Annotated in this window: 9 protein-coding genes and 2 pseudogenes; 3 read left to right on the top strand and 8 right to left on the bottom strand. The window is 65.0% G+C overall.

Translation table 11 applies throughout. From position 1 onward, the window contains the following. Positions 1-54: 54 nt before the first annotated feature. From P6U28_RS21680 to P6U28_RS21670, 3 genes are all read right to left on the bottom strand, one after another. Positions 55-999: an ABC transporter substrate-binding protein gene (locus P6U28_RS21680; RefSeq protein ID WP_122406530.1), complete on the bottom strand. Its 945-nt coding sequence runs from the start codon at positions 997-999 to the stop codon at positions 55-57. A 105-nt stretch (positions 1,000-1,104) separates the two neighbouring features. After that, positions 1,105-1,833, bottom strand: coding sequence for a histidine utilization repressor (hutC, locus tag P6U28_RS21675; protein ID WP_407119825.1), 729 nt, complete (start codon positions 1,831-1,833; stop codon positions 1,105-1,107). Next, positions 1,830-3,185 (bottom strand): formimidoylglutamate deiminase, encoded by a 1,356-nt coding sequence (locus P6U28_RS21670; protein WP_407119824.1) that lies wholly within the window; start codon positions 3,183-3,185, stop codon positions 1,830-1,832. The genes hutC and P6U28_RS21670 overlap by 4 nt, the downstream gene beginning before the upstream one ends. An 85-nt stretch (positions 3,186-3,270) precedes the next feature. Between P6U28_RS21670 and hutI the strand changes: the two genes are divergently transcribed. Genes hutI through hutU form a run of 3 tightly spaced genes read left to right on the top strand, consistent with a single transcriptional unit; the run spans position 3,271 to position 7,740 of the window. Next, entirely contained in the window at positions 3,271-4,485 is a 1,215-nt protein-coding gene (hutI, locus tag P6U28_RS21665) for an imidazolonepropionase (protein WP_407119823.1), read from the top strand. After that, positions 4,482-6,056, top strand: coding sequence for a histidine ammonia-lyase (gene hutH / locus P6U28_RS21660; RefSeq protein WP_407119822.1), 1,575 nt, complete (start codon positions 4,482-4,484; stop codon positions 6,054-6,056). Before hutI ends, hutH begins: the two co-directional genes overlap by 4 nt. Positions 6,057-6,069: 13 nt before the next feature. After that, entirely contained in the window at positions 6,070-7,740 is a 1,671-nt protein-coding gene (gene hutU, locus P6U28_RS21655; RefSeq protein WP_407119821.1) for a urocanate hydratase, read from the top strand. 5 nt (positions 7,741-7,745) lie between these two features. Here hutU and P6U28_RS21650 read toward each other — a convergent pair. The 5 genes and pseudogenes from P6U28_RS21650 to P6U28_RS21630 form a co-directional block, all read right to left on the bottom strand. Beyond that, positions 7,746-7,868 (bottom strand): annotated as a pseudogene (locus P6U28_RS21650) (TetR/AcrR family transcriptional regulator); the annotation flags it as partial. A 50-nt stretch (positions 7,869-7,918) separates the two neighbouring features. After that, positions 7,919-9,928: a putative bifunctional diguanylate cyclase/phosphodiesterase gene (locus P6U28_RS21645; protein ID WP_407119820.1), complete on the bottom strand. Its 2,010-nt coding sequence runs from the start codon at positions 9,926-9,928 to the stop codon at positions 7,919-7,921. 307 nt (positions 9,929-10,235) lie between these two features. After that, entirely contained in the window at positions 10,236-11,123 is an 888-nt protein-coding gene (gene blaBJP / locus P6U28_RS21640) for a BJP family subclass B3 metallo-beta-lactamase (protein WP_407119818.1), read from the bottom strand. Between the two features lie 152 nt (positions 11,124-11,275). Next, positions 11,276-11,551: pseudogene (locus tag P6U28_RS21635) on the bottom strand (Plug domain-containing protein); the annotation flags it as partial. Between the two features lie 63 nt (positions 11,552-11,614). Beyond that, positions 11,615-12,748, bottom strand: a complete 1,134-nt coding sequence (locus P6U28_RS21630; protein ID WP_407119817.1) for a hypothetical protein — start codon at positions 12,746-12,748, stop codon at positions 11,615-11,617. Between the last annotated feature and the right edge of the window lie 208 nt (positions 12,749-12,956).

Here is a 12,956-nt window from a genome sequence, read left to right as displayed (position 1 = left end):
TCCGAATGGTGTGCCGGCTCCGCCTCTCGGCGGAACCGGCAGTTTGCGGAAATCTTACTTGATGAAGCTGGCGTCGTAGAGGTCTTCGACCTTCGGCGCGGACTTGATGATGCCGATCTCGAGCAGGAGCTCGGCGGCCTCCTTGTTGAAGGTCAGGAAGTCGCCGGCGAAGAATTTCTGGTTGGCGGCCTTATCCTGCCAGCGCAGGTACTTTGCCGAGTTGCCGAACTGCTCCCCGGTCTGCTTCACGTCGGCGCCCATGATCTCGTAAGCCTTGGCCTGGTCCTTGCCGATCATGTCGAGCGCCTCGAAATAGCTGTCGGCGAGGGCCTTGGCGGCCTTGGGATTTTCCGTCAGGAATTTCGGCGTGCAGCCGAACGTGTCCATCACGATCGGGTAGTCCAGGGTGGTCGCGATGATCTTGCCCTTATCCGGTGCGGCGCGCACGGTCGACAGATACGGCTCATAGGTCATGGCGGCATCGTTCTGGCCGGAGACGAAGGCCTGCGCGGCCGCAGCCGGCTCGAGGTTCACCACGGTCACGTCCTTCGTGGTGAGACCGTTCTTCTTCAGCATCCAGGCCAGCGCGAAATAGGGAGAGGTGCCGGGCGCGGAGGCGGCGACCGTCTTGCCCTTCAGGTCCTTGATCGCGGCGACGTCGTTGCGCACGGCCATGCCGTCGGCGCCATAGCTCTTGTCGAGCTGGAAGATCTGCTTGGTGGCAACGCCATTGGCGTTCCAGGAAATCCAGGTCTCGACCGTGGTCGCCGCGCACTGGATGTCGCCGGAAGCAATCGCGAGGTGGCGGTCCTTCTGCGGAATCTTCTTGATGGTGACGTCGAGACCGTTCTTCTTGAAGATGCCCGCCTCCTTCGCCAGCGTCAGCGGCGCGAAGCCGGTCCATCCGGAGATGCCGACGCCGACCTTGACGTCGTCGGCGAGCGCCGGAGTGGCGGCCGCAAGAGCAATGATTGTCGCAAATATTGTCGAACTACGCATGATTGTCGTCCTCTTGCCGATCGATGGATTGACGTCCTGATGATCATTGTGGTCCCGCATGGACCGTTGCCCGAAGCGTTGCACGATTTGTGCCGACATATCCTCTCAGCCTCCTTTGAATCGGGCGACAAGGCGGTGAGAGTCACCGGGATAGAGCAGGCGCACGGCGGTGATGGTCCTTGCGCTGCGCCAGGTGTAGCGGTCGATCACGAGGCAGGGCGCGCCGACGGCGATGTCGAGCGTCTCCGCTGTGCGCTCGTCCGCAACGATGGCGCTGATCGTGTGCTCGGCCTCTGTCCATGGGACATGGTGAAGCAGCCACGAGCCGGGCGGCTCGCGCGAGAAATCCGCCGTGGCGGCATTCGGCACGGATGACAGGTCGATCAGCCTGTCCTCCACGGCGAACGGTACGTTGTCGGCGCTGTGCCGGCAGGTGATGGCAACCACCTTGCCGGCTTTCTTGACGCCGAGACGGTCACGGTCGGCGGTGGTCGCACTGCGCAGCTTGCGATGGATCAGCTCATAGCCGTAAGTGCGGCCGAGCGCGGTGATCTCGGCGCGGATGTCGGCGATCTTGAGCACCGCCGACTGATGTTGCGGCCGGCGCACGAACGAGCCGGCGCGCCGCCGCCGTTCGATCAGGTCGGCCTGCGCGAGCTCCGACAGCGCCTTGTTCACGGTCATGCGCGAGCAGCCGTAGCGAGCGACCAGTTCGTGCTCGAACGGAATGCGATGCCCGGGCGGCCACTCGCCGGTCAGGATGCGCTTCTCGATGTCGGCGCGGATGCGTTTGTAGAGCGTCGGCTGGTCCGCAGCATGGGTGGCGAGGCTCATCCGACGAGCCTCCGTACCACCGTGTTGAAGCGCTCGCGGGCAACCCGGCGCAGCTTATGCCCACCACCTTCGACCACCTTATGGCCGCCGGCCCAGACGCAATCGATTGCGCCGTTGTCTGCGGCAAAGATCCAGCCGTCGATAGCGTCGTCGCCGCTGCGTCCCGCCAGCGACGGATGGGCGCTGTCCAGCGTGACGATGTCGGCACGCGCGCCGGGCGCGAGGCCGACTATCGGCTGTGCAAGCGCTCGTGCGCCACCCGCGAGCGCGTTGTCGAACAGCGTGCGTCCCGTCGAGCGGCCTGCGCCGCCGGAGAGGACATTGCGTTGGCGATGCTTCAGGCGCTGGCCGTATTCGAGCTGTCGCAGTTCATCCGCGATTCCGACGAGCACGTTGGAATCGGTGCCTACGCCGAATGTGCCGCCGGCATCGAGGAATTCACGCGCTGGAAAGATACCATCACCTAGGCTCGCCTCGGTGATGGGGCAGAGACCCGCGACAGCGCCGGTCCCTGCGAATGCAGCGATCTCCGCGTCTGTCATGTGCGTCGCGTGAATGAGGCACCAGCGCCGATCGACGGGCGCGTGCTCCAGCAGCCATTGCACCGGGCGTCTTCCCGACCAGGCCAGGCAGTCCTCGACTTCCTTCACCTGCTCGGCGGCGTGAATGTGCACCGGCCCGCCGTCAGCAAGCGGCATGATCGCGCGAAGTTCGTCCGGCGTCACTGCGCGCAAGCTGTGCGGGGCGATGCCGATGTTGGCGTCCGGCAGATTTGCTATGGTCTTGCGCGAGGCAGTCATCAATTCAGCGAACTGATCGACCGAGCAGATGAAGCGGCGCTGCCCGGCATGCGGCGCCGCGCCCCCAAAAGAGCTATGCGCATAAAAACTCGGCAGCAGCGTGAGCGCAATGCCGGAGGCCTCGGCGGCTTGCGCGATCCGCGCGGCCATCTCGGCGAGATCAGTATAGGGCGAGCCATCCGGGTCGTGGTGCAGATAGTGGAATTCGCCGACGCGGGTAAAACCTTGCTCGAGCATCTCCACATAGAGCAGCGTCGCGACCGCCGCGACGTCGTCGGGGGTCATTGCCAGCGCAAAGCGATACATCGTCTCGCGCCAGGTCCAGAACGTGTCGGTGGAATCGCCGCGCAATTCGGCAAGCCCCGCCATGCCGCGCTGGAACGCGTGGCTGTGCAGGCTCGCCAGTCCAGGAAGCGCGATCGCGTGGCGCTCGTCGCCGGCGGCCGCCGCCACGCCCGGCGTCACCGCCGCGATCGCGCCGGCGACGACCACCTGCACGTCATTGGCCCAGCCCGAAGGCAGGAGCGCGGAAGCGAAATGCAGTCGGGTCATGATTACACGCCGGCTGGACAGAACCGGCTTACGATTATATGTCTAGACATATAAGTCAAGCATCCGACGGCGAATGGATATCCTCATGGCAGAGCGCTTCGACCGGATCTGGCACAATGCCCGCCTCGCGACGATGCGGGCCGACCGTCCCGATCTCGGGGAGATCGAGCATGGTGTGATCGCCGCGCGCGGCGGCCGTATCGTCTACGCGGGTGCTCAGGCGGATTTTCCTGTTGATGCGGATGCGATCGAGCGGATCGATTGCGAGGGGCGCTGGATCACGCCCGGGCTCGTCGACTGCCACACCCATCTGGTCTACGGCGGCAACCGTGCGCATGAATTCGAGCTGCGTCTGAAGGGCGCAAGCTACGAAGAGATCGCGCGCGCCGGCGGCGGCATCGTCTCGACGGTGGCGGCGACGCGCAAGGCGAGCGAAGCCGGGCTCGTCGCAAGTGCGCTGCCGCGGCTCGATGCGCTGATCGGCGAGGGCGCGACCACCGTCGAGATCAAGTCCGGCTATGGCCTCAATGTTGAAACCGAGATGCGGCAACTCTCCGCCGCGCGAATTCTCGGTCGCCAGCGGCCCGTTGCGATCCGAACATCCTTTCTCGGCGCGCATGCGCTGCCGGTGGAGGCCGATGGCGACAAGGATCGCTACATCGATCTCGTCTGCAAGGAGATGCTGCCCGCGGTCGCCAAGGCCGGCCTTGCCGATGCCGTCGATGCCTTCATGGAAGGGATCGCGTTCTCGGCCGAGCAGACCGTACTTGTGTTCGAGTCCGCGAGAGGGCTTGGGCTGCCCGTGAAGCTCCATGCCGACCAGCTGTCGAACCTCGGCGGCGCCGCGCTTGCCGCAAAATACGCCGCACTGTCGGCCGATCATTTGGAGCACACCGACGAAGCCGGCGCTGCCGCAATGGCGAAGTCCGGCACGGTGGCGGTGCTGCTGCCCGGTGCGTTCTACTTCATCCGCGAGACGCAGAAGCCGCCGGTCGAGGCGTTCCGCAAGTATGGTGTTCCCATGGCGCTGGCGACCGACTGCAATCCCGGCAGCTCGCCGCTGACCTCGCTGCTGCTCGCCATGAACATGGGCGCGACACTGTTCCGGATGAATGTGGCCGAGTGCCTCGCCGGCGTCACCCGCGAAGGTGCGCGGGCGCTCGGTGTGCTCGACGAGGCCGGCACGTTAGAGGCCGGCAAGTGGTGCGACCTTGCGATCTGGGACATCGAGCGCCCGGCCGAGCTGGTCTACCGCATCGGCTTCAATCCGCTGCACCGCCGGGTTTGGAGGGGGCAATGATGGAGCAGGACACCTCGATCGTCGTCAAGCCGGGGGCGGTGAGTCTCGATGATCTCGCGCGCGTGCTCGACGGTGCGCCCGTCGTGCTCGATCCCTCATTCTGGCCGCGCATCGAGGCAGCGGCGGAGATCGTCGCAAGGGCGGCGCGCGCGGATGTCCCCGTCTACGGCATCAACACCGGCTTCGGGAAGCTCGCATCGAAGCGCATCCCGCCGGACCAGACCGTGCTGCTCCAGCGCAATCTCATCGTCTCGCACTGCTGCGGCGTCGGCCCGGCGACGCCCGAGCCGATCATCCGCTTGATGATGGCGCTGAAGATCATCTCGCTCGGGCGTGGCGCCTCCGGCGTGCGCCGCGAGGTGATCGAGCAGCTGCAGGACATGCTGGCGCGGAATGTCTATCCGCTGGTGGCACAGCAGGGCTCCGTAGGCGCCTCCGGCGACCTTGCACCGCTTGCACATATGACGGCCGTGATGATCGGCGAAGGACAGGCGATCGTTGACGGAAAAACGGTGTCGGGCGCCGAGGCCCTCAAGGCCGTCGGTCTCGCGCCGCTGACCCTCGGGCCCAAGGAAGGTCTTGCGCTGATCAACGGCACGCAATTCTCGACCGCCTATGCCATATCAGGCGTGCTGCGTGCATTTCGCCTCGCCCGTGCCGCGCTCGTGACCGGCGCATTGTCGGTGGATGCGGCGATGGCCTCGACGGCGCCGTTCCGTCCCGAAATCCAGGCGCTGCGTGGCCATGCCGGGCAGATCGCGGCGGCTGAAACACTCATGGCCTTGCTCGACGGCAGCGACATCCGCCTCTCTCACCTCGAAGGCGACGAGCGCGTGCAGGATCCCTATTGCCTGCGCTGCCAGCCACAGGTCGCGGGCGCAGCGCTCGACCTGATCACGCAGGCCACGCATACGTTGATCGTCGAGGCCAATGCCGTCACGGACAATCCGCTGGTGCTGGCCGAGACCGGCGAGATCGTCTCCGGTGGCAATTTCCATGCTGAGCCGGTCGCCTTCGCCGCCGACACCATCGCGTTGGCGCTGTCGGAGATCGGCGCGATCAGCGAGAGACGCATCGCGACGCTGGTGGATCCCGCGCTGAATTTCGGCCTGCCGCCGTTCCTCACCCCCGATCCCGGCATCAACTCCGGCTTCATGATCGCCGAGGTGACGGCGGCCGCGCTCTATGCCGAGAACAAGCAGCGCGCGCTCGCCTGCTCGATCGATTCGACGCCGACCAGTGCCAACCAGGAGGATCATGTGTCGATGGCCGCACATGCGGCGCGGCGCCTGTCCGATATGGCCGACAATCTCGCCGCAATTCTCGGCATCGAGCTTCTGGTCGCCGCGCAAGGCATCACGCTGCGCGCGCCGCATGCGACCAGCGCGCCGCTGGCCGCCGTCATTTCCGAGCTGCGCGAGCAGGTGCCCGCGCTTGGCGCCGACCGCTACATGGCGGGCGATCTCGCCAAGGCCGCCGCGCTGATCGAAGCCGATGCGCTGCCGACCATCGCGCTCACGGCGCTTCCAACCGATCCGTTTCCAAGACTTGATGAAACGAGACTTGACTGAAGAGGTCTTCCGCATGAACCGCCGACTGGACAACGACCGCACCATCCGCGCGCCCCGCGGCAGCGACATCAGCGCCAAGAGCTGGTTGACGGAAGCGCCGCTGCGCATGCTCATGAACAACCTCGACCCTGAAGTGGCCGAGCGCCCGAGCGAGCTCGTCGTCTACGGCGGCATCGGCCGCGCCGCGCGTGACTGGGAGAGCTTTGACCGGATCGTTGCGGCCTTGCGCAAGCTCGAAGGCGACCAGACGCTGCTGGTGCAGTCCGGTAAGCCGGTCGGCGTCTTCCGCACCCATGCCGATGCTCCGCGCGTCCTGATCGCAAACTCGAACATCGTGCCGCACTGGGCGACGCTCGATCATTTCAACGAGCTCGATCGTCAGGGCCTGATGATGTACGGCCAGATGACGGCGGGCTCCTGGATCTATATCGGCAGCCAGGGCATCGTGCAGGGCACCTATGAAACCTTCGTCGAGGTCGGCCGTCGCCACTACGGCGGCAGCCTTGCCGGAAAATGGATTCTCACCGCTGGCCTCGGCGGCATGGGCGGGGCGCAGCCGCTGGCGGCGACCATGGCCGGTGCGTCGATGCTCGCGGTCGAATGCCAGCCGAGCCGCATCGAGATGCGCCTGCGTACCGGCTATCTCGATCGCCAAGCTGCAACGCTCGACGAAGCGCTCGCGGTCATGACGGAGGCCGCGAAGACGAAGAAGGCGGTCTCGGTGGGCCTGCTCGGCAATGCCGCAGAGATTTTCCCGGAGCTGGTGCGTCGCGGCGTCAAGCCCGACATCGTCACCGACCAGACCAGCGCGCATGATCCGATCAACGGCTACTTGCCGAAGGGCTGGACGCTCGCGGAATGGGAGGCCAGGCGCGCCGCCGATCCGAAGGCGGTCGAGCGCGCCTCGAAGACGTCGATGGTCGAGCACGTCCAGGCCATGCTGGATTTCCATGCGCAGGGCATTCCGACGCTCGACTACGGCAACAACATTCGCCAGATGGCGCAGGACATGGGCCTGAAGAACGCGTTCGATTTCCCCGGCTTCGTTCCCGCTTATATTCGTCCCTTGTTCTGCCGGGGCATCGGGCCGTTCCGCTGGGCCGCGCTGTCGGGCGATCCCGAGGACATTTTCAAGACTGACGCCAAGGTGAAAGAGCTGATGCCTGATGACGAGCATCTGCACAATTGGCTAGACATGGCGAAGGCGCGCATCAAATTCCAGGGCCTGCCGGCGCGGATTTGCTGGGTTGGCCTTGGCGATCGTCATCGCCTCGGCCTTGCCTTCAACGAGATGGTGGCGCGTGGTGAATTGAAGGCGCCGATCGTGATCGGCCGCGATCATCTCGACAGCGGCTCGGTGGCGAGTCCCAACCGCGAGACCGAGGCGATGAAGGATGGATCGGATGCGGTGTCCGATTGGCCGCTGCTCAATGCGCTGCTCAATTGCGCCAGCGGCGCGACGTGGGTGTCGCTGCATCATGGCGGTGGCGTCGGCATCGGCTATTCGCAGCACGCCGGCATGGTCATCGTCGCCGACGGCACGCCGGAGGCGGCGAAGCGCATCGAGCGCGTGCTGTGGAACGATCCTGCGAGCGGCGTCATGCGCCACGCCGATGCTGGCTATGCGATCGCGATCGACTGCGCCCGCGACAAGGGGCTCGATCTGCCGAGCCTGTCGAAGTAGCGCCGTCAGTCGCTTTGCAGCAGCCTTGGCATCGTCGTCCTGGCACCGTCCATGAAGGTCTGGACGGCGTCGCGGACGATGGCGGCGAGATCGGGCGGAATCGGCGTCGCGTAGATGAACTTGCGGATCTGCCGGCTTCTTGCGCTATGAAGGCTGTGAGCTACTGCGCGGCCTGACTTTACGCAATGACCTTGGCCTTAGTGCCTTCGAGGCGCAGCTGTTCCTTCACCAGATAGTCTCCAATCGCATCGCCCGGCATGGGCTTGGCGAAATAGTAACCCTGGATGAAGTCGCATCCCAGGCGGCGCAGGCTGTCGAGCTGGGCGCGGGTCTCGACGCCCTCGACGACACAGGCGATCTCCATGTCGTCGCAGAGGCCCGTGAGCGATTTGATGATCTTGTGGCTGACGGGATTCTCGTTGATGTCGGAAACGAAGCTGCGGTCGATCTTGATCTTGTCCAGCGGCAGGCGGTGGACGTGGCTCAGCGACGAATAGCCGGTGCCGAAATCGTCCAGCGAAATGCCGCAACCCATCGCCTTCAGCGTCGCGATCGACTGTTGCGCGCGCACGAAGTCGAAGGTGACGGCGGTCTCGGTAATCTCGAAGTCGATCCGGTGTGGCGCTAGCCCGCTCTTCTCGATGATGGAGATCAGCGGCAAAATACCCTCCGCCGCGCAAACGTCGTGCGCAGAAAGGTTGAACGAGAGGCGGATGTGATCGGGCCATGTCTTGGCGATGGCGAGTGCGCGCACCAGCAGCGCCCGGGTCAGCGGCCGGATCAGCCCGATGCGCTCGGCGGCCGGAATGAAATCGGCCGGCGAAACCAGGCCAAGGCGGGCGCTGCGCCAGCGCGCCAGGACCTCGAAGCCGGCGGTGTGCTCGCTCATGGCGTCGACGATCGGCTGGAAGACCAGGCCCATCTCGGTGCTGAAATCGGCGGTGCGCAGCAAATTCTCGATGACCCCGCGACTGCGGATCTCGGCCTCGAGCTCGCTCGAGAAGATCACGGTGCGGCCGCGCAGATGGCGCTTGGCATGATAGAGCGAGTAGTCGGCGCACTCGTAGAGCGCTTCCGGCGTCGTCGCGGAGTCCGGAAACGATGCGAATCCGATCGAGCACGACGGCCCGGTATGGCCGGTGTCGAGCTGGTAGGGAAGCTTGACCTGGTCGCCAATGCGCTGGCCGAGCCGGAGCAGATCCGCATCGTCGGGGTCGCCGCACACGACGAGGCCGAACTCGTCGCCGCCGAGGCGGGCGAATTCGACCCGCTGCGGGCCGAAGCCTTCGCAGACCTCGCGGATACGCCGGCCCGCCTCGATCAGGACGCGATCGCCGACCGAGTGGTCGTAATTGTCGTTGATCGGCTTGAAGCCGTCGAGATCGATGATGCCGACCGCGACGCGAACGTTTCTGCGTTCGGCATCGTTGAAGGCGCTCGAGAGCTCGGCGAAGAAGCGGCGGCGGTTCGGCAGTTCAGTGAGGGAATCCAGATTGGCGAGGCGGAAGTTCTCGTCCGAGAGCGCCTGCGTCGCCCCCTGTTGCGCGAGCAGCGACTTGCGGCTGGCGACGAGATCGGCGAAATCGCGATAGTAGATGAACAGCACCGTCACCATCGCGCCGGAAACCAGGAGATTGTTGACCGCGATCGCCTTCAGCGTCGGCTCGCCTGTGGCGAAGAAGAACAGCACATAGGGCACGTCGACGATCAGCGTCACGATCAACGCGGCCGAGCGCAAATGCATCAACGAGAAGCTGCAGCCGATCACGGTGACCGCCATGTAGAAGGCGACTTGGCTCTTGGCGAAGGGATCGCCGTAGGCATAGAGCGCGAAGGACCAGGCGGTGAAGCCGGCGCCGATCGGCAGGGTCAGCCAGTTGGTGGCGCGCAGATTGCGCAGGATGTCGGCATCGCTGCGCACGAGGTGACGCTGGCGTAGCCACCAGAAGGTCCGCAAGCCTGCGAGCACTGTCAGCACGCTCGGCACGATCATCGTCAACCAGTCCGGCGCCACGTTCAGATAGGTGTAGGCGACTGCGATCGTGTTGCTGATGAGGATGAAATAGAGCAGCGGGATCAGCTTGGAGAACGCGTCGAACTGCGCGCGTGCCAGATCCGGATTGTCGGCGGGAACGCGAAACAACCGCGTCGCGGCGGCAAGGTGAGACTTCAAATCGGCAATAGGCATTGAAATACGAGCCCCGGAGTCCCTGAAAACGCGGGCGATCTTGCACGGTCCGGGTAAAGGGCGCGTTAGACCGGGGCGTGCGCGGAAGGCCAGCACCGGTTGCACGCTACCTCAGGAGGTTCCGGTCGCGTGCATTGGTGAGGTCTCGTTAAGGATGTCCGCCGGCAAGGGGCCTGTGTCTCAGACACAAGTCGCCCGTATTCACCGCAGCTACGGCCTGCCAACCATCGTGGCAGCCGGTGGGCTCGGTCCCCCTCACCGTCGGCGAGAGGTGAGGAGCACCATCGATGCAGAGGCCAGATGAGGGCTATTTCGCAGGCTGGAGCGCTGCGGTCTGCTTGGCGAGCTGCTTGTCGAAGTCTTCCGACAGGCCGGTGACGTAGGTTGCAAGCTCTCCCGGTCTGACGAACGGGTTCGGCGCGCCCTCCTTCATCTGCGCGCGCTTGGCCTGCATGCCATAGACCTCCGGATGCGGCCCGAGCAGCACGTCGATCTTCATCGCCTTGGCCTTGGCGAAGCTCGCGCGGTAATCGTCGACGATGCCGGGATAGGTCGGCCGGCCGACCAGCCGGTTCAGCGCAACCGTGCCGCTGCAGAAGAACAGCACCTCGCGGTCTTCCTTGCCGTCCTTGGCGGTCATCTGCCAGCTCGTGCAACCCGGCGAGTGGCCGGGCGTCGCATGCGCCGTCAGCGTGGTGTCGCCGAGCGTGATCTTGTCGCCTTCCCTCACGACACGATCGACCTTCACCGGCGGGAAGGCGAGAGCCTCGTTCTTCTCGTCGCCGGGATAGTAGCCGCCTTCGAGCAGCGGCTTGTCGCGCTCGCCGGCCACGAGCTGCGCGCCGGTCTCCTTCTTGATCTCGGCGAAGCCACCGGTGTGGTCGAGATGCGCATGCGTGTTGAGGATTACCTTGATGTCGGCGACCTTGAAGCCGAGCTTTGCGATATTGTCCTTGATCATGCCGGTCGACTGCGGCATCGCCGTGTCCATCAGGATCAGGCCCTGCGATGTCCTGATGACGTAGACGGCAATGCCTTCGGTCCCGACATAGTAGATGTTGCCGATGAGCTGGAACGGCTCGAACGGCGCCGTCCATTTCTGCATCACCGCTCCGAGGAAATCCTTGATGGTCTGCGCTTGCGCGCCCGTTGCGAACAGAGCCAGTGCGCAAAGCGCGGCCGCGAGTCTTCTCATGATTTGCCTCCCACAGTTTTTTGATCGGGCGGTTGCCGGGGCTCGACCGGCGCCGAGGTTACGTTGCGGCCGGCTTCCGGGGCAACTGTTTCATGTCGGAGACTCCGGGTCGGAATGGCGGCATTTCGGCCGAAAGGCGTGCACAACGCTAGGCGTCCGATCGTCACCCCGGCGGTCGAGCGCATCGCGCCTCTCAGGCTCGTCGCGTTCATGTCGTCGAGGACCTGTCGCGTCAGCACGGTGGTCTGGCCGGGCGTGTTCAGGATCGTCTCTCCGCGTGAGGAAGAGAGTCGATCGGCCTTGTAGGGCGCTGCCGGATCGGTGGCGGGAGCAGCCGTGGCTGCAGGACGTGGCCGTTTGCCCGCGGCGAGTGCCGGCTGTGAGATCGCAAAGGCGATCACGACTAGAAGCAACGGCCTTGCGCGCATATGCGACCTCCCATATCGGGACATCAGCCTAGCACATCGTGACTGTGGTCGCAGAAGAAAGGATCAGGCGGGAACGGCCCGGCGCTCCCGCGCCGGTTCGCGGATCCGCTCGACCGTCCGCGGCTCGGCGAGCCGCGTGAAACTGCGATGGCTCGCCTGTACGGGCGCCTCGACGATGACGCCCTCACAGACGATCTGTCCGCCGAGCATCTTGAATTCCAGCTTGTCGTAGCGCGGCATTGTCTCGCCGGGCGCCGGCGGCAGCAGCCCGACGCTCCCCTGGATGTTCAGCGCGGCCTCGCCGGTGCCGTGAAGCCGCGGATTCCACATCCTGATTCCGCTCTCCGCCCAGCGCTGCCGGATCAACGCGGTGCGATCGGCGGGCTCCGCGGCTCTCGCGCGAACTTTCGGTGCGCTGCCGATCTCTGGAGAAGGACACGCGAGAGCCGGAGTCGGTTCGATGTCGGTGACGTCGCTGGATGGTTCGTCCGCTGCCGTCGCAATGGCTGTGGCGAGCGGAAGATCGTTTCCGGGGGCCGGCGCGATCTCGACGGGGGGCGCTGGGCCGCCGCTGTCGGCAGGGGTTTCAGAGACATTAGCCGGAACGCTATCGGCCTCGCCGAGGAGGACCGGGATTGCTTCGACGGCGACCATTTCGATCCCGGCGGAAACCTCGGGCGAGGGAGCAGCCTCGACGACGGCATCCGAAGCATCAGTCAAAGCGGTCGCGACGTCTGATGATGAAACCACAACCTCTTCTGCAACGACGGAATCGACTTCAGCGGGCGATGCTTCGCCAATGCTGGCGAGATCAGAACCCGCAACTGGCTCGTTCTCCGCATCGGCCGATGAAACCAACACCTCCTCGGCGACGGGTGCCGTCGCGGGTGCCTCGATTTCCGTTACGCTTTCCGGCGATGAGTCCTCGCTGATGCAGATATCGTCGGACGGATTCTCCGCGATGCCAGACACAGCCGCGTTGTTCTCCGCGACCGGAGCCTGGGTGGCGAGGTCAGCGTCGCCATGTACCAGGTCGGTGCCGATCTCGGCGATTGGCGCTTGAGCAGTGGCCGCGACGTCTTCGACCACGGCGGGCGAAGCATCTGTGGCGATCGGCGTGGCCTCAATGTTGCCGCTGTGCGGCGAGGGCCGAAGTCGGGTAAACGCCCAGTTCACCGCAGGGATGCGGCGCAGCAACGATATCAGTCTCGAAAGCACTGGGAGTTGTCCAAGAGGTACTCGGCGTGAGGCTATCGCTGATTCGCGAGCAATGTAAAAACCTGCCCCGGCCGTCACATCCGTGTCAATGTAGGGAGGACCAATTGCAGAACATCCACGCGTCCACTGTGCGTGGCGAATTTCATCCCGCTTAGCGAATTGGAGTTCGCGCTTCCTCCACATGCGC

Source organism: Bradyrhizobium sp. STM 3561, from assembly GCF_045571455.1.
Taxonomy (GTDB): Bacteria; Pseudomonadota; Alphaproteobacteria; order Rhizobiales; family Xanthobacteraceae; genus Bradyrhizobium; species Bradyrhizobium vignae.
Note: the sequence above shows the minus strand (reverse complement) of the source record. Positions and strands in the feature narration are given on the sequence as shown.